This is a genomic window from Aeromonas sp. 1805 (genome assembly GCF_013085525.1).
Taxonomy (GTDB): domain Bacteria; phylum Pseudomonadota; class Gammaproteobacteria; order Enterobacterales; family Aeromonadaceae; genus Aeromonas; species Aeromonas hydrophila.
This window is the reverse complement of record NZ_CP038515.1, coordinates 836,539-858,384: the sequence shown is the minus strand read 5'-3', so window position 1 is coordinate 858,384 and position 21,846 is coordinate 836,539. Positions and strand designations below refer to the sequence as shown.

The window sequence follows — 21,846 nt, the reverse complement described above, 5'->3', positions numbered from 1 at the left end:
AACTCCGCAGGTTAGCTGGGTTGATCAAGCAAGGGCATGGCCAGCACCTTGTCGATGCGCAGACCATCCATGTCAACAATTTCCAGTTGCCACTGTTCCAGCGTGACCAGATCTCCGGTCTGGGGAACGCGGCCAAGGAGCAGCATGATAAGCCCTCCGAGGGTGTGATAGTGATGTTTTTCTTCTTCCGGTAGCCGAACCAGTCCCAGACAGTCCTTCAGCTCAGGCAGCGGAATGAGGCCGTCGAGCAGCCAGCTGCCGTCGGTGCGCTGGAATGCCCAGTTGTCGTCGCCGTCCTCCTGCTGGAAGTCGCCGGCCAGGGTCTCCAGCAGATCCTGCTGGGTGACCAGCCCCTGCAGCTCGCCATATTCGTCCACCACCAGCACCATGTGCTCGGAGTGGGTACGGAAGTGGTTGAGCAGCTCGAGGCCGTTGAGGGTCTCCGGCAGCAGGCTGCCATCCTGGGTCAGCGCCGCCAGATCGATGGGCTCTCCCTTGATGTAGGCGTGCAGCACCTTGCTGACGTTGATGATGCCCACCAGTTCCGACAGGCTGCCGTCACAGACCGGGAAGAAGCTGTGGCGATACTCCACCAGTCGCTGCAGGTTCACCTCCAGCGGCAGGGCGAGGTCGAGATAGCGGATGTCGCTGCGCGGCACCATCAGTGACGAGAGGCTGCGCTCGTCGAGGCGGAACACATTCCGTAACATGGTGTGTTCATGATCCTCGATGATCCCGGCCTCGGAGCCTTCCACCAGCATGGCGTGGATCTCCTCCTGGGTCACGTTGGCGCCACCGTCCTGGCTGACGCGCAGGATGCGCAGGCTGGCCTTGGTGGAAGCCGACAGCAGCCAGACGAAGGGGCGGGTGAGCGCCGCCAGCCACATCATGGGGCGGGCTACCAAGCAGGCGATGCGTTCGGCACTGAGCTGGCCAAGCCGCTTGGGCACCAGTTCGCCGATGACGATGGAGAGATAGGTGACCACCACGATGACCAATACGGTTGCGAGCAGGCTGCTGCTCTTGGGGGCCATGCCCCACTCCTGCAGCCAGAGCGCCAGTGGCTGGGCCAGCAGGGATTCGCCGTAGATACCGTTGAGCAGACCGATACTGGTGATGCCGATCTGCACCGCGGAGAGAAAATGGGTCGGATCTTCACTCAGTTTGAGGGCGATGGCGGCAGAGCGGCTCCCTTCGCTGACCATCTTGCTGAGGCGGGCCTTGCGCGCGGTGACGATGGCGATTTCCGACATGGCGAAGACGCCATTAAGCAAAATCAATCCAAACAGGATCAATATTTCCATACTGCAACAGCACTCCGAGTAGAAAAGATCGCTGGCAGTGTAATGAATTTGGGGGCGATGCGCTTGTGAAAGCGGGTGATTTGGCTCGCTAATTTTGCATGAAGAAGCGCAAAAAACGCGGGGTGGCGGCGGGCGGGCAATAAAAAGCCCCCTGCAGGAGGGGGCTTCTACCAAGTCAAATCCGGCTTACAGCGCGGCGATCTCGGCCTGCTGGGCTTCCAGCTTGGTCAGCTGGAGACGGTAATCTTCCAGCTTCTCGCGTTCCTTGATGATGACCGCTTCCGGCGCCTTGGCGACGAAGGCTTCGTTGCCGAGCTTGCCTTCGATGCGACCGCACTCACCGACCAGACGGGCAACCTCTTTGGCCAGACGGGCCAGCTCGGCGTCTTTGTCGATGAGACCGGCCATCGGGATCATCAGCTCGGTAGCACCGATCAGCTTCTTCACTGACAGGGGCGCCACTTCACCATCGGCCAGTACGCGGATGGATTCCAGACGGGCCAGCGACTTGAGGAAGGCCTCGTTGTCGGCTGCGCGCTGGGCATCCTTGGCATCGCACTGGAGCAGCACGTTGAGCGGCACGCTCGGCGCCACGTTCATCTCGGCGCGGATGTTGCGGATGCTGACGATGAACTCCTTCACCCACTCCTGATCCGCCATCGCGGCTTCGTCCACCTTGGCGGCGTCGAACTCCGGGAAAGCCTGAATCATGATGGTGTCGGCGTGTACGCCGGCCAGCGGGGCGACCGATTTCCAGATGGTCTCGGTGATGAACGGGATGATCGGATGTGCCAGGCGCAGCAGGGTCTCGAGGACGCTGACGAGGGTGTGGCGGGCAGCGCGCTGCTCGGCCTCGGAACCCTTGGTCAGTACCGGCTTGGTCAGCTCCAGATACCAGTCACAGAACTGGTTCCAGATAAATTCGTACAGCACGCCTGCCGCGATGTCGAAGCGGTAGGTATCGAGGGCGGTACGGAAGTCACGGATGGCCACTTGCAGCTGGGACTGGATCCAGCGATCCGCCAGGCTGAACTGCATCTCGCCACCGGCAAAACCGCAATCCTGATCTTCGGTGTTCATCAGCACGTAGCGGGAGGCGTTCCACAGCTTGTTGCAGAAGTTGTTGTAGCCATCCAGGCGCTTCATGTCCCAGTTGATGTCACGACCGGTAGAGGCCAGCGCCGCCAGGGTGAAGCGCAGGGCGTCGGTACCGTGGGCTTCGATCCCTTCCGGGAACTGCTTGGCGGTACGCTTGCCGATCTTCTCGGCCATCTGCGGCTGCATCATGTTGCCGGTGCGCTTCTCCAGCAGATCTTCCAGCGAGATGCCGTCGATCATGTCGAGCGGATCCAGCACGTTGCCCTTGGACTTGGACATCTTCTGGCCTTCTTCGTCACGGATGAGGCCAGTGATGTAGACGGTCTTGAACGGGACTTGCGGCTGGCCGTTTTCATCCTTGATGAAGTGCATGGTCATCATGATCATCCGGGCAATCCAGAAGAAGATGATGTCGAAGCCGCTCATCAGCACGTCGGTCGGGTGGAAGGTCTTGAGCGCCTCGGTGTTGTTGGGCCAGCCGAGGGTGGAGAAGGTCCACAGGGCGGAGCTGAACCAGGTGTCGAGCACGTCTTCGTCCTGACGCAGCACGGTCACGGACGGGATGCTGTGCTTGGTGCGCACTTCATCTTCGTTGCGGCCCACGTAGACGTTGCCGGCATCGTCATACCAGGCCGGGATGCGGTGACCCCACCACAGCTGACGGGAGACGCACCAGTCCTGAATGTCGCGCATCCAGGAGAAGTACATGTTTTCGTACTGTTTCGGCACGAACTGGATGCGGCCATCTTCCACCGCCTCGATGGCGGTCTTGGCCATCGGCGCCACGCGCACGTACCACTGGTCGGTCAGCATCGGCTCGATGGGCACGCCACCACGATCGCCGTAAGGCTGCTGCAGCACGTGATCCTTGATCTCGGCCAAGAGGCCCAGCTCATCCAGCTTGGCGACGATGGCCTTGCGGGCCGCAAAGCGCTCCATCCCGGCGAACTCGGTCGGCAGGGCGGCGTCATAGGCGGTGCTGGGGTTGCCGTTGCTGTCGACCACTTCGGCCTCGGCACGCACGTGGGCGTCCAGGGTGAAGATGTTGATCATCGGCAGGTTGTGGCGCTTGCCCACTTCGTTGTCGTTGAAGTCGTGGGCCGGGGTGATCTTCACGCAGCCGGTGCCCTTCTCCATGTCGGCGTGTTCGTCGGCGACGATGGGGATCAGACGGTTCACCAGCGGCAGCAGAATGTGCTGACCGATCAGCGCCTTGTAGCGCGGGTCTTCCGGGTTTACCGCGACGGCGGTATCACCCAGCATGGTTTCCGGACGGGTGGTGGCGACGATCAGGTGATCCTGGCCTTCGGCAGTCTTGGCGCCGTTGGCCAGCGGGTAGCGCAGGTGCCACATGTGGCCCTTGATCTCGCGGTTTTCCACTTCCAGATCGGAGATGGCGGTGTTGAGCTTGGGATCCCAGTTCACCAGACGCTTGCCACGGTACATCAGGCCATCTTCGTAGAGACGGACGAACACTTCCTGTACGGCGGCGGAGAGGCCTTCATCCATGGTGAAGCGCTCGCGCTCCCAATCCACGGAGTCACCCAGACGGCGCATCTGGCGGGTGATGGTGCCGCCGGACTCTTCCTTCCACTGCCAGATCTTGTCGATGAAGGCTTCCCGGCCGTAATCGTGGCGGGTCTTGCCCTCTTCTGCGGCGATCTTGCGCTCAACCACCATCTGGGTGGCGATACCGGCGTGGTCGGTACCCGCCTGCCACAGGGTGTTCTTGCCCTGCATGCGGTTGTAGCGGATCAGGGTATCCATCAGGGTTTGCTGGAAGGCGTGACCCATGTGCAGGCTGCCGGTGACGTTCGGCGGCGGGATCATGATGCAGAAGGAGTCTTTGCTGGTGTCGCCGTGGGGCTTGAAGTAACCCTGGGCTTCCCAGTGCTGATAGAGCGCCTGTTCGATGGCGTTGTGATTAAAAGTCTTTTCCATGGTCTCGCCGTATTCTGGATGGATGGATTCTGGTGTTGATTCGTCGTGGATCGAGGGTGGCACAGTCAGGGCTGCGCCGGATCCGGTGCGGCAAGGACGGGCTGATCCCTCATCTCGAGGGCGTGGCCTGCCTGGCGATAGTGCTTGTAGCGCTCGCGGGCTTGCTGCTTTTGCGTTTCGTCAGTGGGGACAAAATCTACCACTTGAGCGAAGTGTCCTGCAAACAAAGGTGTCTGTTTGGCCAGATTGATGAGGCGGGCATAGCGCCGCCGTGGCGGCTGATGGCCGATCTCCACCGGTGCCTGACCGCTCTCGCCCTGCAGCTGGTGCGGCACGAAGCGCTCCGGCGGCAACTGCCACAGCAGCTCGTCGAGGCGCAGGGCCTGCGCTTCGTCGTCGCACAGCAGGTAGAGATGGCCCGCCCCCCAGCTATCGGCTACGAGCTGGCAGGCGAGGCGCTCGACGGCCGAAGCCTGCGCGTCATCCTGCTCGCTCATCAGGTAAAAGGTCACTTGGCTCATCAGGTTGATCCCGTTTGCGGTGACGGACTATTGACCGCCGGTAAGGACGGGCAGGGGATATTCCTGCCAACCCTCAATGAAACAAGGAAGAGGCGGGCCTCTTCCTTGTGATTCAGGGTAACGCCATCCCGCTTGATGCACGCATCGAACGGGATAAAAGGGTTACTCCTTCTCTTCGATGACCACCCCTGACCGGTTCAGCAGGAACTGGGTCAGCAGGGGCACCGGACGCCCGGTGGAGCCTTTCTCCTTGCCACTCTTCCAGGCGGTCCCGGCGATATCCAGGTGGGCCCAGTTGTACTTCTTGGTGAAGCGTGACAGGAAGGCGGCGGCGGTGATGGTACCGGCCGGGCGGCCGCCTATGTTGGCCATGTCGGCAAACGGACTCTCCAGCTGTTCCTGATACTCGTCGAACAGTGGCAGACGCCAGGCGCGGTCACCCGCCTGCTCGGAGGCGTTGAGCAGCTCGTGGGCCAGCGGGTTGTGGTTGGCCAAGAGGCCCGTGGTGTGGTGACCCAGGGCGATGATGCAGGCACCGGTCAGGGTGGCCACGTCGATCACGGTTTCCGGATCAAAGCGATCCACATAGGTCAGCGCATCGCACAGCACCAGGCGGCCTTCCGCATCGGTGTTGAGCACTTCGATGGTCTGGCCGGACATGGAGGTGAGAATGTCGCCCGGGCGATAGGCGTTGCCACCCGGCATGTTCTCGCAGCCCGCCAGCACGCCGATGACGTTGATGGGCAACTGCAGCTGGGCCAGGGCGTGCATGGTACCGAGCACGGAGGCGGCGCCACCCATGTCGTACTTCATCTCGTCCATGCCCTCGGCCGGCTTGATGGAGATGCCGCCGGAGTCGAAGGTCAGTCCCTTGCCGACCAGCACGATGGGCTTGGCATCCGGATGACCCTTGTACTCGATGATGGCCATCATGGCTTCGTTGTCGGAGCCGCGGGCCACCGCCAGATAGGAGTTCATGCCGAGCTCGGCCATCTCCTGCTCGCCGATCACCTTGGTGGTGATGTTGTCGAAGGCATCGGCCAGACGACGGGCCTGGGAGGCGAGATAGGCCGGATTGCAGACATTGGGCGGCATGTTGGCCACGTCGCGACAGACGCGCACCCCTTTCGCCACGGCCAGGCCGTGGGCGATGGCTTTTTCACCAATGGTCAGTTCCCGACGCGTTGGCACGTTGAATACCAGCTTGCGCAGCGGACGGCGTGGCTCGGCCTTGTTGGTCTTGAACTGATCGAAACTGTAGAGGCCCGCCTTGGTGGTTTCCACCGCCTGGCGCACCTTCCAATAGGTATCCCGTCCCTTGACGTGCAGCTCGGTCAGGAAGCAGACCGCTTCCATGGAGCCGGTTTCGTTGAGGGTGGTGATGGTCTTGTTGATGATCTGCTTGTACTGGCGTTCGTCGAGTTCCCGCTCCTTGCCGCAACCGACCAGCAGCACGCGCTCGCTGAGCACGCCCGGTACTTGATGCAGCAACAGCATCTGGCCTGGTTTCCCTTCCAGGTCGCCACGGCGCAGCAGCGAACTGATGTAGCCATCGCTGATCTTGTCCAGTTGTTCGGCAACCGGAGAGAGGCGACGCGGCTCGAATACGCCGACCACGACGCAGGCACTGCGTTGCTTCTCAGGACTGCCACTCTTTACACTGAACTCCATGGAATCTCCTACATCCTAAAGACAAAAGGCACCTTTTATTGAATAATGCGGTGCTTGTTGGGGTATCAGAGGCGGAGCGAACAGGCACTGGCTCCGCAGTTCAAACTGGTAAAAATCCAATATACGGCCCTATTTTTCAGGCATTCGACTAAAAACACAAGTTTACTTGGGAATGACTGTGATCGTTTTCCGATATTTGTTCAGGGAAACCCTGAAAACCCAGCTGGCGGTATTATTCGTGCTGCTGCTCATCTTCGTCAGCCAGCAATTCATCCAGATCATCGGCGATGCCGCCGATGGTGAGGTGCCGACGCGCCTGGTCTCCACCCTGCTGCTGCTCAACCTGCCCAACATGGCTTTGTTGATGCTGCCTATCAGCCTGTTTTTGGCCATCTTGTTCGCTCACGGGCGCCTCTACGCCGAAAGCGAAATGACGGTGATGCATGCGGTGGGCTTCAGCCACCGTTTCGTGATGCGCAGCGCCATGGTGCTGGCCTTGCTGACGGCGGCCGTTGCCGCCTTCAACACCGGCTGGGTGGCCCCGCAGGCCAAGGAGCGCGAGTACCAGGTGATCGACGAGTTCAAGGCCGATCCGGGGATCTCCTTCCTGCAGGCCGGCCGCTTCATGGAGCTCGACAAGGGGCGCCTGGTGGCTTACATCCAGGACCTCAACGACAAGGGCTCCAAACTGCAGAAAATCTTCGTGTTGCAGCGCTCCCAGGACGGCAAGCCGCCGTCGGTGGTGGTGGCGACCGAAGGGGTGGTCACGGTCGACAGCAACGGTCTGCAGTGGCTGACCCTGAAGGATGGCTCCCGCTACGAGGGGCACTTCAATACCCGCCAGTTCCAGATCTCCGAATTCGATGAGTACAGCCTGGTGATCCGCCAGCAGGAGATGGAGCGCTCCAACCGCAAGGCGGCGGCCAAGCCGACCATGGAGCTGCTGGGTACCCAGGACAACCAGCTGATGGCCGAATTGCAGTGGCGCCTGTCGCTGCCGCTCTCCATTCTGGTGCTGACCTTTCTGGTGGTGCCGCTGGCGCGGGTCAACCCCCGTCAGGGCCGCTATGCCAAGCTGTTGCCGGCCATCCTGCTCTACCTCTCCTACTTCCTGCTGCTCAGTGCCGCCCGCTCTGCCATCGACAGCGGCCGGCTGCCGCACTGGCCCGGCATGTTCCTGGTGCCGATGGTCTATCTGCTGCTGATCGGGTTGCCGCTCAACCTGCAGGGCACCAGCTGGTGGAACGGGGTCAAGACCCTCTATTTCAAGAGAAAATCGGCATGATGTTGCCATCTGGGAGTCTCTACTGATGTTTGGCATTCTCGATAGACATGGCGACCGGGTCATTTTGATGTCGTCCCCGCTCCATGCGTCTGTATTTGAGGAAAAAATCAGCATGATGCTGCAACAGGGGGGTCTCTGCTGATGTTTGGCATTCTCGATAGATATATCGGCCGGGTTATTTTCATGTCGGTCCTGCTGTGCGAACTGACTCTGGTCGGGCTGGCGGCGCTCATCAAGTACGTGGAGCAGCTGAAGTCGGTAGGGGAAGGCAACTACGACATGCTCAGTGCCCTCTACTATGTGCTGCTCTCCATGCCGAAAGAGGCGGTGCTCTTCTTCCCGCTGGCGGCTCTGCTGGGCGGCCTCATCGGCCTGGGCCAGCTGGCGACCAGCTCCGAGCTGGTGGTGATGCAGGCGGCGGGCCGCTCCAAGATCAGCATAGTGATGGCGGCGCTCAAGACTGCCATCCCGCTGATGATCCTGGTGGGGCTGATGGGGGAGTACGTGGCTCCCATCGCCAAGCGGATGGCGGACGACATCAAGGCGGGTGCCCTGTCTGAGGGGCGGCTGACCGTGTCGGCTTACGGGGTGTGGGCCCGCGATGGCAACAACTTCGTCAATATCAACGGGGTGCGCAACGATGGCGCGCTGACCGGCATCACCCTTTACCGTTTCACTCCGGAGCGCAAGCTGATCGATATCCTGCAGGCGCAGGAAGGGGTGTTCGAGCAGCATCACTGGCTGCTCAAGCAGGTACAGGTGACCCGCTTCGATGATCCCAGGCAGATCATGAGCGAGACTCAGCCCCAGATGGAGTGGAGCTCAGAACTCACGCCCAAACAGCTGGGGGTGGTGAGCATCGATCCTGAAAACCTGCCGGTGGCGGGACTGCTGGATTACATCGGCTATCTGGATGCCAACAAGCAGGATGCCGGGCGTTACAAGCTGGAGATGTGGCGCAAGCTGCTGTCACCGCTCTCGGTGGTGGCTATGATCCTGCTGGCCTCCTCTTTCATCTTCGGTCCGCTGCGTTCGGTCAGCATGGGGGCGCGGATGCTGATGGGAATCATGACCGGCTTTGCCGTCTACGTCAGCGATCGGGTGTTCGGCCCCATCAGCCTGGTGTATGCGGTACCACCGATCCTGGCAGCCATCGCGCCGAGCCTGCTGTTTGGTGGTATCTCCTTCTATATCCTGAGCCGCAAGCAGTAGCGGCCGGAAGGGCGGTTGCGCTGCTGACAAAAGGCGGCCATCGCTCCTGCTGCACTGCTGTTCGGCGGTATCTCCTTCTACATCCTGAGCCGCAAGCAGTAGCGGCCTGAAGGGCGGTGGCGCTGCTGACAAAAGGCGGCCATCGCTCCTGCTGTACTGCTGTTTGGCTGCATCTCCTTCTATATCCTGAGTCGCAAGCAACAAGCGCGTCGGCCAGCAAAAAGGGCACCCTCGGGGTGCCCTTTTTCGTTGTTGCCACAGGATCAGCGATTGAGCTGTTCCAGGTTCTCCTGTTTGCCGAGCACCACCACCTCGCATTCGGACCAGATGTCCTGAAACGCGCGAGGTGACTTGTGGTTGAACAGGCAGAGCAGGTTGCCGAGGCCGAAGGCCGCCGTGGCCAGCCGGATCAGGGCCTGGGTGATGCGAATGTTGCTGCCGTCGGCATTCTGGATGCGCAGACGCCAGGCCCGCATACCGATAGTCTGGCCGGCGCGGGTCCAGAACCAGGTGTAGAAACCGCAGATGATGAAGGCGAGCCAGGCGCTGTAGATGGGGCTGGTCAGCAGCCAGGCGGCGTCCTTGCCTTCGGGCACGGTCGCCATGCCGGTTGCCAGCAGCAAGTGTGCCACCCCCATCCCGATGAAGCCGGCGATGATCAGCAATGAGATGACCACCAGATAGTCATAGAGCAGGGCGCCGAGCCGGCGCAGCAGGCCGGCGGAAGGGTAGCGCGCAGTCGCGGGAGAGGTCGGTGTCGGTTGGACGGATTTACGCTTGGCCATCGTTTTTATTCCATTAATATGATGCGGGCATTCTATGTAACTGACCCAGCATCGGCAAGGCGTTGAATAAATGAGCAAACAACTGTGAGAGCAAGAAAAACACCTTGCATGCCCAAGCGCCATTCGTATAATCCCTCGCAGTTGCCCGGGTGGCGAAATCGGTAGACGCAGCGGATTCAAAATCCGCCGGTGAATAACCGTGTCGGTTCGAGTCCGACCCCGGGCACCATCAAATTCCAAGATAAAAGGCCATCAGCAATGATGGCCTTTTGTTTTTCCGCTTTTCCCCTTTCTCATCGCTCTTCCGTTTTCTGGCTGATATCGACAGGCTGGCTACTCGTCTATGTCCCGCATGGCGTCCCTCTGCGCTATTTCGGTGCGGCAATATGTGTGTGCACAGCGGAAGTGCGCACTTGCTCAAGTTAGCGCGTCCCGTGCGCCAATCTGGTGCGTTACTTCGCTGTGGCAAGCATAATTGATTGATTTAAAACCATTTATTAAGTTGGCCTGCTTTGTGCTTTGAAGCACTTATGTCGCCATGATGCCGCTCATCCGAGGAATGATGGGCGGGGCGGTCACCAGTGTGTAGCGAATGTGGATGTACGTGAATCGTCGGTTTCGATGTTCATATCAGGAAATGGACCCGGCCGGGAGCCGGGACGACAGGGAAGGAGATGGCTGTATGCTCAAGAGACTCGTGATGACTGGCCTGTTGGCGCTTGCCGCCTTGCTGGCCGCCCCCAGTTGGGCTGAAGAGGTGGTGGCCGCCTCGGCCGAGGTCGTGCAGGCTGCGGCACCGGCAGTCGTGACCATCAACAAGGGGGACAATACCTGGATGCTGCTGTCGGCAGCCCTGGTGATCCTGATGTCCATTCCGGGCTTGGCCCTGTTTTATGGCGGCCTGGTGCGCAGCAAGAACATGCTGAGCGTGCTGATGCAGGTGTTCACCCTGTTCTCGCTCATCTGCGTGTTGTGGATCCTCTACGGCTATTCGCTGGCCTTTACCGAGGGCAACAGCGTTTATGGATCTTTCAGCAAGGCGCTGCTCAAGGGAGTCACCCCTGACTCTATCGCCGCCACCTTCAGCAAGGGGGTCGGCATCAGCGAGTTCATCTATGTGGTGTTCCAGGGTGCCTTTGCCGCCATCACCTGCGGTCTGATCGTGGGGGCCTTCGCCGAGCGCATCAAGTTTGCCGCCGTGCTGCTGTTCTCGGTGATCTGGTTCACCTTTGCCTATATCCCACTGGCCCACATGGTGTGGTACTGGGCGGGTCCGGATGCCTATACCACGGCCGATGCTGCGGCAGCGGCCACCGCGACCGCCGGTTATCTGTTCCAGCACGGTGCGCTGGATTTTGCGGGCGGCACAGTGGTGCATATCAACGCGGCGGTGGCCGGTCTGGTCGGTGCCTACCTGGTGGGCAAACGCCTGGGATATGGCCGTGACCCCATGACTCCGCACAGCCTCACCATGACCATGATCGGGGCCTCCCTGCTCTGGTTCGGCTGGTTCGGTTTCAACGCCGGCTCCGCGCTGGAAGCCAACGGCACGGCGGCATTGGCCTTCATCAATACCTGGGTGGCTCCGGCGGCGGCGGCCCTCTCCTGGACCCTGGCCGAGTGGGTGATGAAGGGCCGTCCCTCCCTGCTGGGCGCGGCTTCCGGCGCCGTCTCCGGGCTGGTGGTGATCACTCCGGCGGCCGGTTTCGTCGGGGTGGGCGGCGGTCTGGTGATGGGCCTCATCAGCGGTGTTGCCGGGCTGTGGGGGGTCCACGGTCTCAAGCGGCTGCTGGGCGCCGATGACAGTCTGGACGTGTTCGGCGTGCACGGGGTGTGCGGCATCCTGGGGGCGCTGCTGACCGGCGTCTTCGCCAGCCCGGATCTGGGCGGTACCGGGGTGTGGGACTACGTCATCAACCAGGTGGCGGAGGGCTACTCCATCCTGGCGCAGGTCAAAATTCAGGCCATCGGGGTCGGTGTGACCATCCTCTGGTCCGGCATCATCTCGGTGGTGGCCTACAAGCTGGTGGATCTGCTGATCGGCCTGCGAGTGAAAGAAGACGCGGAGCGGGAGGGGCTGGATGTCACCACCCACGGCGAGAAGGCCTACAGCCTGTAATCCGCCATCTGTTAGTCAGCAATATTGCCGCCGGCCATGCCGGCGGCTTTTTTATGTCGGATTGTCGGGATTTGATATCTGGGCCGTCGGGGTGATAGCCCATCCGTGGTCACCATGCTCTCTGATAAGAGCAACCCCTGAATCGCGCCGGGGATGCCGGCTTTTCGCCAGATAACGTCAGGCGGGGCAATGTCCTCGGTCTTGTTGCTGTTTTATGCCTGCAATTTGGCCGGATCTCCGCTAAACTCTGCCACCTTTTCTTGATGGGGCTGGCCGGGCCGGTTCCATCACCCCTCTTTATATGTACTTTTGGAGCCGCTCATGCCGTTAGTGGGACATCAACACCAGATCGAGATCCTGGAACTGACCGACAAAGGAGATGGCAAAGGACGCCTGTTCGACCGCCCCCTGTTTGTCGAAGGTTTGCTGCCCGGTGAGCAGGCGCTGGTGGAGCTGACCGAGGTCAAGCCCAACTATCTGCACGGCAAGGTGACCGAGCTGCTCCAGCCCTCCGCCGATCGGGTCGCCGACTTCTGCCCCAACACCGAATGCGGTGGCTGTCAGGTGCGCCCGCTGGCCTATCCGGCCCAGCTCAAGCTCAAACAGGCGCTGGTGGAGAGTGCGCTGGAACAGGCCGGGCTGGGTGATACCACCGTCAGGACGATCCTCGGCATGGACAGCCCGTTTGCCTATCGCAACAAGGCCCAATATGCGGTGCGCGGTTGCGACGCCGGCGCCGAGATCGGTTTTTATCGCAAGCACTCCCATGACCTCATCACCGCCGATGATTGCGCGGTGCAAGATTCCCTGCACGTCGAGCTGAACGCCCGGGTGCGCAACTGGATGCGCGAGCACAACATCGCCGCCTATGACGAGGTGAACCACACCGGCTGCGTGCGCAACCTGATGACCCGCAAGGGTTTCAAGAGCGGCGAGCTGATGGTGGTGCTGGTGACCCTGGGCGAGGAGCTGCCGTTCGAAGCCGAGCTGCTGACCGCCCTGAGCGATCTGCCGGTTACCACCCTGGTGCAGAACATCAACGAGGAACGCACCAACCGCATCCTGGGTGCCACCAACCGGGTGCTGCTGGGCGAAGGGGTGATCCGCGACAAGATCCACGAGCTCGAGTTCGAGATCTCGCCGCTCTCCTTCTTCCAGAACAACCCGACCCAGACCGATGTGCTCTACTCCAGCGCCCTCGAGTATGCCGAACTGACCGGCAACGAGACGGTGTTCGACATCTATTGCGGTATCGGCACCATCTCCCTGTTCCTGGCTGGCAAGGCTGCCAAGGTGGTGGGGATCGAGTCGGTGGAGAGCGCCATCAGCGATGCCCGTCGCAACGCTGCCCTCAACGGCATCGAGCACACCGAATTCCACGTTGGCAAGGCCGAGCAACTGATGCCCGAGCTGCACGCGCAGGGTGTGACCGCTGACGTGGTGGTGATGGATCCGCCGCGCAAGGGCTGTGACAAGGCCGTGCTGCAGACCCTGGTGGCCATGGCGCCGCGCCGGCTGGTCTATGTCTCCTGCAATCCGCAGACCCTGGCCCGCGATCTCGCCTGGCTGGTCAAGCAGGGCTTCGTGCTGGACGAGGTGCAGCCGGTCGACATGTTCCCGCACTCCATGCACGTGGAAGCGGTTGCCCGCCTGAGCCTGTCGGCCAAGGCCTAATCGCCGGGTCATGCACGTAGAGGCCGTTGCTCGACTGAGCCTGCCCACCCAGGCGTGAATTGAATTAGCCAGATGGCTCTGATAAAAACGACTCCAAATGGAGTCGTTTTTTTATACCTGTCCTTCCGGTATCGAGTCGTGACATTAGCGGATTCGGAGCAGATAGATAGAGACGGCAAGGGTGTGACAGAGACGAGGAACAGACCATGAAAGGCATCTTGTTACGCTGGCTGGCTCGCTACGATGGCTGGTGCGAGGAGTGGGGACTCACACCGGAGAACCGGCGCTGCTGCGTGCCGATACGCCGCGAGCAGGATGATGCGCCGCAGACGGAGCAGCAGGGCGAGTCGGAATCGCTCACTGGAAATTGCGGGTCACAGCACCAGTGACGCTGTTGTAGTCGAAGGAGAGGCCAGCGGGATAGGCCGGGAAGCGACCGATGGAGTCGCGCAGGGTATAGCGGCAGTTGCTGTGGGGCTCCCCATCCGCATCTACCTGGTTGGCAGGCAGTTCGCTGGACAGGTAGTCGGCGTTGAGCTGGATCTCGGGATCCTGATCGACTGAGGCGACGGTATAGCTGCTGTCCAGCAGTCCCTGAAACAGCAGGCGACAGTCTGACTGGTTGCTCACCGAGATGTAGTCTCCCTGACCTGCGACATAGGACTCATCTATCCCTTTGCGGCCCTGATCTTCGTCGGTGCCGGCGGGCCAGCCATAGCGGTTGATGTCGAGATTGCGCTGCCCCATGCTGCCGAGATTGTAGAGCGCCTGATCCTGCGCCTTGACCGCCCAGCCGGCATGGGCCAGCTGCACCGCGTTGGCAAAGCTGGTGGCGGTGGTGGCGACCGTACTCTTGAGTGCATCATCCTTGAGATTGATGAAACGGGGCAGGGCGGTGACGGCCAGGATCCCCAGCACTATGATGACCAGCACCAGTTCTATCAGGGTAAAGCCGTGGCTTGTGCGTTTCATCATGATATGGACCCATTAATTACGACAAACAGGTGAGAGCGACATGCAACTGATCGACACCCATTGCCATCTCGATTTTCCGGTCTTCGATCCCGATCGGGCGGCGCTGCTGGCCGAGTGCCGCCAGCTGGGGGTGAGCGAGTATATCATCCCCGCCGTGGGAGAGGAAAACTGGGGCCGGGTGATGGCGCTGGCGGCAGAGCACGACGGTATTTCCTATGCCCTGGGTGTGCACCCCTGGTACGTGGGGGGGCAGACTCCGGTGGTATTGACCCGGCTGCGGCGACTGCTGGCCGAGCGCCCACGCGGGCTGGTAGCAGTGGGCGAGTGCGGGCTGGATCTGCGCTCCCATGTGCCGCAGGAGGGGCAACTCGAGATGTTCGAGGCTCAAATCAAGCTGGCCATGGAGCATGAGCTGCCCTTGATCGTCCATTCGGTGCGCGCCAACGACACGGTTGCCAAGATCCTCAGACGCCTGCGTCCGGCCAAAGGGGGCGTCATCCACGCCTTCAGCGGTTCTCTGCAGCAGGCAGAGGCGTTCTGGCAACTGGGATTTCGGCTCGGTATCGGCGGGGTCATCAGCTTCGAGCGGGCCAACAAGACCCGAGAGGCGGTGCGCGACATGCCGCTGGAATCCTTGCTGCTGGAAACCGATGCCCCCGACATGTCGCTGCAGGGTCAGCAGGGGGCGCCCAACACCCCCGCCAACCTGCCGAAAATTGCGCAACTGCTGGCCGATTTGCGGCAACAACCGCTGGCCCATGTTGCCTCGGTGTTACGTGAATCCACTTTGCAGGCTTTCCAACTGGGCAAGTCATAAATTAACAGCTGATTAACTATTGATAGCGGCATGATAAAAAACGGGGTAAGTAAAAATCGTTTGCGGTCTAATTTGACGACCCCTAGCGCATTTCATGCTTATAAAATGTGACCAGCATTCTACTTTGTCGCACCGTAATTAGTATAATGCGCACCCTTGATTGATGGCTTTGAGATACAAGTTGTTAACAAGCTGGAAGGTGCTACTAAAGAGGAAGTGTTAATAATGAATTTGATAATGGGTCTGGTAGGGATGGCAACGCTCGTCCTTATCGCGGTGCTGTTCTCCAGTAATCGCAAAGCAATAAAAATTCGCACCGTTGTCGGTGCCTTTGCAATTCAAGCTGGACTGGGTGCATTCGTGCTGTACGTCCCGGTTGGCCGAGATATTCTGGTGGGTGTATCCGATGCCGTTTCCAGCGTCATCGGTTATGGCCAAAACGGTATCGAATTCCTGTTCGGTGGTCTGGTCAGCAACAAGATGTTCGAAGTATTCGGTGGCGGCGGCTTTATCTTCGCCTTCCGCGTATTGCCGGTCATCATCTTCTTCTCCTCGCTGATCGCCGTTCTTTATTACCTGGGCATCATGCAGTGGGTCATCAAACTGCTGGGTGGTGGCCTGCAAAAAGTACTGGGCACTTCCCGTACCGAATCCCTCTCCGCTACTGCCAACATCTTCGTAGGTCAGACTGAAGCCCCGCTGGTGGTGCGTCCCTTCATCTCCAAGATGACTGACTCCGAGCTGTTTGCCGTCATGTGTGGTGGTCTGGCTTCTGTTGCCGGTTCCGTACTGGCTGGCTACGCTTCCATGGGCGTCAAGATGGAATACTTGATCGCCGCCTCCTTCATGGCTGCTCCGGGTGGTCTGCTGTTCGCCAAGCTGCTGGTGCCGGAAACCGAGACCCCGAGCTACGACGAGAACAATGCCGATGGCGAGCTGGAAGACAAGCCTGCCAACGTGATCGATGCCGCTGCCGCCGGTGCCTCCGCCGGTCTGCAACTGGCCCTGAACGTCGGTGCCATGCTGCTGGCCTTCATCGGCCTGATCGCCATGATCAACGGCATCTTCTCCGGTGTGGGTGGCTGGTTCGGTTATCCGCAGCTCTCCCTGGAACTGCTGCTGGGCTGGATCTTCTCCCCGCTGGCCTTCCTGATCGGGGTGCCTTGGAGCGAAGCCATCGTGGCCGGTTCCTTCATCGGTCAGAAACTGGTGGTCAACGAGTTCGTGGCCTACCTGAACTTTGCCCCGTATCTGAAAGATGAAGTGCTGATCAATGGCGTGGCCATGTCCGACCACACCAAGGCCATCATCTCCTTCGCCCTGTGCGGCTTCGCCAACCTGTCCTCCGTCGCCATCCTGCTGGGTGGTCTGGGCTCCATGGCACCGAACCGTCGCGGCACCATTGCCAAATTTGGTCTGAAAGCCGTACTGGCTGGCTCTCTGTCCAACCTGATGTCTGCGACCATCGCAGGCTTCTTCCTGGCGCTGTCCGGCATGTAATATCGCCTGACTGTCAGGGTAAAGACGAACGCCACAGCGAGAAGCTGTGGCGTTCGCGTTTGGGGCGGTGACAACCGTTTTCCTTTCTAAACTAATAATAAAATGAGTCAAATCGGAGGTTATATGAATGAAGTGCTACTGGCGATGGCGGCCGGCTTTATCGTTGGCTTGTTGTTTTCTTTCCTCAAATTGCCGATCCCGGCCCCGCCCGTATTGTCCGGGGTAATGGGGATCGTCGGAGTCTATCTGGGGGGGCTGGCATACTCCTGGATACTCACTCGCTTCTTCTCTTAACGCACTTTTCAGTACCGGATTTGCCAGATGTGAGGTACCTCTGAAAATGGCAAATCCGGCTTGCAAACAAGGGGTATCTCGGCTGAAATAGGCATTGCCAGCAGGGTGCTGGCATTGACTAATGCCCGATGAAATCGGGTGTTGGCGGTCAAATGGAATTGATTGGGAAGTCGGGTCAGACCTTGTCTGCCTTTCTCAAGTCTTCATGGAACCAAGTCCGCACTTTTGTAAGAAAGTGACAGGGCTCTTGCCTTATTTGCAGCCTCATTGCCCGTGCAATTGCGCTGCAATTCCATTCCCGTTTCTTTGGGAGTCGTGTCTTGCCGGTTGCGTTGCGACAGGCGGACCCATGCCCTGGAATCCGGACTAAATCGAGACTTTGGAGAACAGAATGACTGATCTGAAACTGGCCGCCCAGCGCGCCCTGAACCTGATGGACCTGACCACTCTGAACGATGACGACACCGATCAGAAGGTGATCGACCTGTGCCGCAAGGCCAAGTCACCGGCTGGCCTGACCGCCGCCGTCTGCATCTATCCCCGTTTCATCCCCATCGCTCGCAAGACCCTGCGTGAAATCGGCGCCGCCGACGTGCGCATTGCGACCGTGACCAACTTCCCGCACGGCAACGACGACATCGAGATCGCCGTGGCCGAAACCCGCGCCGCCGTGGCCTACGGTGCCGACGAAGTGGACGTGGTGTTCCCGTACCGCGCCTTCATGGCCGGCAATGAACAGGTCGGCTTCGATCTGGTCAAAGCTTGTAAGGAAGCCTGTGGTAGCCAAGCCCTGCTGAAAGTGATCATCGAAACCGGCGAGCTGAAAGAAGAGGCGCTGATCCGCCGCGCGTCTGAAATCTCCATCGACGCCGGTGCCGACTTCATCAAGACCTCCACCGGCAAGGTGCCGGTCAATGCGACCCCGGAAGCGGCGCGCATCATGATGGAAGTGATCAAGGCCAAGAACCCGAAAGTCGGCTTCAAGCCGGCCGGTGGCGTGAAAGACGCCGCCGTGGCGGGTCAGTACCTGGCCATGGCCGAAGAGATCCTGGGCAAGGACTGGGTATCCGCCCGCACCTTCCGCTTTGGTGCATCCAGCCTGCTGGCCAGCCTGCTGGCCACACTGGGGCATGGCGACAAGCCGGCCAACACCAGCGGTTACTAATAGGTTGATGAGAGGGCGGACCTGGTCCGCCCTGTTTCGCCCCCACCATGCGGTGTGCGGGCAAGGATTCAGGCTTGTGTAACGCCAGCAATGGCGGAGGGAATGAAAGATGTTTTTGCCTCAAGAAATTATTCGCAAGAAGCGCAACGGTGAAGCGCTCAGTACCCAAGAGATTCAATTCTTCGTTCAGGGCATTACCAACAACACCATCGGCGAGGGCCAGATTGCGGCGCTGGCGATGGCGGTCTACTTCAAAGACATGAGCATGGATGAGCGGGTTGCCCTGACCTGCGCCATGCGCGATTCCGGCATGGTACTGACCTGGGACCACCTCAATCTGGGTGGCCCGATCGTCGACAAGCACTCCACCGGCGGTGTGGGTGACGTCGTCTCCCTGATGCTGGGCCCGATGGTTGCCGCCTGCGGCGGTTTCGTGCCGATGATCTCCGGCCGTGGCCTGGGCCACACCGGCGGTACCCTCGACAAGCTGGATGCCATTCCCGGCTACCAGACCTCGGTCGACAACGATCGTTTCCTGAAAGTGGTGAAAGAGGCGGGTGTCGCCATCATCGGCCAGACCGGCGATCTTGCCCCGGCCGACAAGCGTATCTATGCGGTACGGGACATCACTGCCACCGTCGAATCCATCGCCATGATCACCGGCTCCATCCTCTCCAAGAAGCTCGCCTCCGGGCTGGAAGCGCTGGTGATGGACGTCAAGGTGGGCTCCGGTGCCTTCATGCCGACCTTCGAAGCTTCCGAAGAGCTGGCCAAGAGCATTGTTGCCGTGGCCAACGGTGCTGGCTGCCGCACTTCTGCACTCTTGACCGACATGAACCAGGTGCTGGCCTCCAGCGCCGGCAACGCGGTGGAAGTGCGCGAAGCGGTGCGCTACCTGACCGGTGAATACCGCAACCCGCGCATCCACGCCGTGACCATGGCGCTGTGTGCCGAGATGCTGATCTCCGCCGGCCTGGCCAGCGATGACGGCGAGGCCCGCCGCAAGCTGCAGGCGGTGCTGGACAACGGCAAGGCGGCCGAGATCTTCGGTCGCATGGTGACCGGTCTCGGTGGCCCGAGCGACTTCATGGAGCGCTACGATTACCACCTGCCGAAGGCCGCCATCGTGCGCCCTGTCTATGCTGCCAACAGCGGTTTCGTGACTGCCATGGACACCCGTGAACTGGGCCTGGCCGTGGTCGCCATGGGCGGTGGCCGTCGCGCTGCCGGTGACAAGCTTGATTATGCGGTCGGTCTGACCGACTTTATCCGCCTGGGTCAAAGCGTCGAGGCAGACAAGCCGCTCGCCCTGATCCACGCTCAAACTGAAGAGCAATTCGCTCAGGCTGCCAGCATGGTGCAGGCCGCCGTCAAGATCGGTGACACCCGACCAGAGGCGCTGCCCGAGGTCTACCGTCGCATCGGTCTGGCTGATTTGTAACAAGGGGAAGTCCCATGAAACGTACCTTTATTCTGATGATGGACTCTTTCGGTATTGGCGCTGCCGCCGACGCCGACAAGTTCGGAGATGTGGGCGCCAATACCCTTGGCCATATCGCCAAGGCCTGCGCCGCCGGTGAGATCGAAGGCCGTAGCGCCCTCAATCTGCCGAACCTCAGCAAGCTGGGTCTGGGTCACGCAGGCGAACTCGCCAGCGGCACCTTCCCGGCCGGCCTGAACAAAGACATCGAGGTGGTCGGGGCCTACGGCTTTGCCCAGGAGCTCTCCTCCGGCAAGGACACCCCGTCCGGCCACTGGGAGATCGCCGGCGTGCCCGTGCTGTTCGAGTGGGGTTACTTCCATGACCACCACAACAGCTTCCCGCAGGAGCTGCTGGACGCCATCGTCGAGAAGGCTGGTCTGCCGGGCTACCTCGGCAACTGCCACGCCTCCGGCACCCAGGTGCTGGATGATCTGGGCGAAGAGCACATGCGTACCGGCAAGCCGATCCTCTACACCTCTGCCGACTCCGTGTTCCAAATCGCCTGCCACGAAGAGACCTACGGCCTCGAGAAGCTCTATGAGCTGTGCCACATCGTGCGCGAGCTGCTGGAGCCCTACAACATCGGCCGCGTCATCGCGCGTCCGTTCGTGGGCAGCGGCAAGGGCAACTTCAAGCGCACCGGCAACCGCCACGACTACTCCGTGCTGCCGCCGGCACCGACCGTGCTGGACTACATGAAGGAAGCGGGCGGCCAGGTGGTCTCCATCGGCAAGATCGCCGACATCTATGCCCAGCAGGGCATCACCAAGCAGGTGAAGGGGACCGGTCTGACCGAGCTGTGGGATCGTACTCTGGAAGAGGTCAAAGCGGCCGGTGACCAGACCATCGTCTTCACCAACTTCGTCGACTTCGACTCCTCTTACGGTCACCGTCGCGACGTGAAGGGCTATGCCGATGCGCTGGAGTATTTCGACTCCCGCCTGCCGGAGCTGTTCGAGTTGCTGGAAGATGGCGACGTGGTGGTGCTGACCGCCGACCACGGCTGCGATCCGACCTGGGGTGGTACCGATCACACCCGCGAGTACATCCCGGTGTTGTTCTACGGCAAGCCGGTCAAGGCCGGCTCCGTCGGTCGTCGCGAGACGTTCGCCGACATCGGCCAGAGCATTGCGGCGTACCACGGCCTGCCCAAACTGGCATACGGTACCAGCTTCCTGTAATTTACCCGCCCGCCGCCTCGGCGGCGGGCAACCAATAAAGACAATAAAACTCAACCTAGTGTGAAGGAATCAAGAGAATGGCAACTCCTCATATCAATGCGAAAGATGGCGCCTTTGCTGATACCGTGCTGATGCCGGGCGACCCCCTGCGCGCCAAGTACATCGCCGAGACTTTCCTGGAGAACGTCGAGCAGGTGTGCGACGTGCGCAACATGTTCGGTTTCACCGGCACCTACAAGGGTCGTCGCATCTCCATCATGGGTCACGGCATGGGCATCCCGTCCTGCTCCATCTATGCAAAAGAGCTGATCACCGATTACGGCGTGAAAACCCTGATCCGCGTCGGCTCCTGCGGTGCCGTGCGTGAAGACGTGAAACTGCGTGACGTGGTGATCGGCATGGGTGCCTGCACCGACTCCAAAGTGAACCGTCTGCGCTTCAAGGATCACGACTTCGCCGCCATCGCCGACTTCGATCTGGTTGCCAATGCCGTACAGGCCGCCAAGAACAAAGGCGTCGCCGTGCGCGTGGGCAACATCTTCTCCGCCGACCTGTTCTACACCCCGGACCCCTCCATGTTCGACGTCATGGAAAAGTACGGCATCCTGGGTGTCGAGATGGAAGCCGCCGGCATCTACGGCGTGGCTGCAGAGTACGGTGCCAAGGCACTGACCATCTGCACCGTCTCCGACCATATCCGTACCGGTGAGCAGACCACCTCCGAAGAGCGTCAGCTGACCTTCAACGACATGATCGAAATCGCGCTGGATTCCGTCCTGCTGGGCGACAACTAATCCCCCTCGCGCATGAATAAAATAATG

The 21,846-nt window shown here is 60.5% G+C and carries 18 protein-coding genes and 1 tRNA gene; 13 read left to right on the top strand and 6 right to left on the bottom strand.

Annotated elements, in window-relative coordinates; all coding sequences use genetic code 11:
- Nucleotides 1-11: 11 nt before the first annotated feature.
- From E5E96_RS04005 to pepA, 4 genes are all read right to left on the bottom strand, one after another.
- On the bottom strand, nt 12-1,304 hold the full coding sequence (locus E5E96_RS04005; RefSeq protein ID WP_029302168.1) for a hemolysin family protein: 1,293 nt from the start codon (nt 1,302-1,304) through the stop codon (nt 12-14).
- A 186-nt stretch (nt 1,305-1,490) separates the two neighbouring features.
- Complete coding sequence (locus E5E96_RS04000; RefSeq protein WP_171281603.1) at nt 1,491-4,343, bottom strand: valine--tRNA ligase; 2,853 nt, start codon at nt 4,341-4,343, stop codon at nt 1,491-1,493.
- A gap of 65 nt (nt 4,344-4,408) precedes the next feature.
- A complete protein-coding gene (locus tag E5E96_RS03995; protein ID WP_011707423.1) occupies nt 4,409-4,864 on the bottom strand; it encodes a DNA polymerase III subunit chi in 456 nt (151 codons plus the stop codon).
- A gap of 162 nt (nt 4,865-5,026) precedes the next feature.
- Nucleotides 5,027-6,535, bottom strand: a complete 1,509-nt coding sequence (pepA, locus tag E5E96_RS03990; RefSeq protein ID WP_011707422.1) for a leucyl aminopeptidase — start codon at nt 6,533-6,535, stop codon at nt 5,027-5,029.
- Nucleotides 6,536-6,707: 172 nt separating this feature from the next.
- Here pepA and lptF point away from each other — a divergent pair, with 172 nt between their 5' ends.
- Nucleotides 6,708-7,820: an LPS export ABC transporter permease LptF gene (lptF, locus tag E5E96_RS03985; protein ID WP_065475552.1), complete on the top strand. Its 1,113-nt coding sequence runs from the start codon at nt 6,708-6,710 to the stop codon at nt 7,818-7,820.
- A gap of 141 nt (nt 7,821-7,961) precedes the next feature.
- Nucleotides 7,962-9,032: an LPS export ABC transporter permease LptG gene (lptG, locus tag E5E96_RS03980; protein ID WP_011707420.1), complete on the top strand. Its 1,071-nt coding sequence runs from the start codon at nt 7,962-7,964 to the stop codon at nt 9,030-9,032.
- A 263-nt stretch (nt 9,033-9,295) separates the two neighbouring features.
- On the opposite strand, the gene E5E96_RS03975 is transcribed toward lptG, so the two are convergent.
- On the bottom strand, nt 9,296-9,817 hold the full coding sequence (locus E5E96_RS03975) for an RDD family protein (protein WP_029304803.1): 522 nt from the start codon (nt 9,815-9,817) through the stop codon (nt 9,296-9,298).
- A 143-nt stretch (nt 9,818-9,960) separates the two neighbouring features.
- Here E5E96_RS03975 and E5E96_RS03970 point away from each other — a divergent pair.
- From E5E96_RS03970 to E5E96_RS03955, 4 genes are all read left to right on the top strand, one after another.
- Nucleotides 9,961-10,046: transfer RNA gene (locus E5E96_RS03970), tRNA-Leu, on the top strand.
- Between the two features lie 453 nt (nt 10,047-10,499).
- A complete protein-coding gene (gene amt / locus E5E96_RS03965) occupies nt 10,500-11,936 on the top strand; it encodes an ammonium transporter (RefSeq protein ID WP_171281602.1) in 1,437 nt (478 codons plus the stop codon).
- A 321-nt stretch (nt 11,937-12,257) separates the two neighbouring features.
- Entirely contained in the window at nt 12,258-13,610 is a 1,353-nt protein-coding gene (rlmD, locus tag E5E96_RS03960; RefSeq protein ID WP_171281601.1) for a 23S rRNA (uracil(1939)-C(5))-methyltransferase RlmD, read from the top strand.
- Between the two features lie 206 nt (nt 13,611-13,816).
- Nucleotides 13,817-13,999, top strand: a complete 183-nt coding sequence (locus tag E5E96_RS03955) for a DUF5363 family protein (protein ID WP_171281600.1) — start codon at nt 13,817-13,819, stop codon at nt 13,997-13,999.
- Here the strand turns inward: E5E96_RS03955 and tppF are convergent.
- Nucleotides 13,968-14,585: a type IVa pilus pseudopilin TppF gene (gene tppF, locus E5E96_RS03950; RefSeq protein WP_171281599.1), complete on the bottom strand. Its 618-nt coding sequence runs from the start codon at nt 14,583-14,585 to the stop codon at nt 13,968-13,970. The genes E5E96_RS03955 and tppF overlap by 32 nt on opposite strands.
- Before the next feature lie 40 nt (nt 14,586-14,625).
- Between tppF and E5E96_RS03945 the strand changes: the two genes are divergently transcribed.
- The 7 genes from E5E96_RS03945 to deoD all read left to right on the top strand — a co-directional run bounded on the left by E5E96_RS03945 (nt 14,626) and on the right by deoD (nt 21,819).
- Nucleotides 14,626-15,402, top strand: coding sequence for a TatD family hydrolase (locus tag E5E96_RS03945; RefSeq protein ID WP_171281598.1), 777 nt, complete (start codon nt 14,626-14,628; stop codon nt 15,400-15,402).
- Nucleotides 15,403-15,627: 225 nt separating this feature from the next.
- Nucleotides 15,628-16,902: a NupC/NupG family nucleoside CNT transporter gene (locus E5E96_RS03940; RefSeq protein WP_011707414.1), complete on the top strand. Its 1,275-nt coding sequence runs from the start codon at nt 15,628-15,630 to the stop codon at nt 16,900-16,902.
- Between the two features lie 123 nt (nt 16,903-17,025).
- Nucleotides 17,026-17,196: a XapX domain-containing protein gene (locus tag E5E96_RS03935; protein WP_005305103.1), complete on the top strand. Its 171-nt coding sequence runs from the start codon at nt 17,026-17,028 to the stop codon at nt 17,194-17,196.
- Between the two features lie 391 nt (nt 17,197-17,587).
- Entirely contained in the window at nt 17,588-18,361 is a 774-nt protein-coding gene (deoC, locus tag E5E96_RS03930) for a deoxyribose-phosphate aldolase (protein ID WP_011707413.1), read from the top strand.
- A gap of 109 nt (nt 18,362-18,470) precedes the next feature.
- On the top strand, nt 18,471-19,802 hold the full coding sequence (gene deoA, locus E5E96_RS03925) for a thymidine phosphorylase (RefSeq protein WP_171281597.1): 1,332 nt from the start codon (nt 18,471-18,473) through the stop codon (nt 19,800-19,802).
- 14 nt (nt 19,803-19,816) lie between these two features.
- Nucleotides 19,817-21,025, top strand: coding sequence for a phosphopentomutase (locus E5E96_RS03920; RefSeq protein WP_171281596.1), 1,209 nt, complete (start codon nt 19,817-19,819; stop codon nt 21,023-21,025).
- A gap of 77 nt (nt 21,026-21,102) precedes the next feature.
- A complete protein-coding gene (deoD, locus tag E5E96_RS03915) occupies nt 21,103-21,819 on the top strand; it encodes a purine-nucleoside phosphorylase (RefSeq protein WP_011707410.1) in 717 nt (238 codons plus the stop codon).
- The last annotated feature ends 27 nt before the right edge of the window (nt 21,820-21,846 follow it).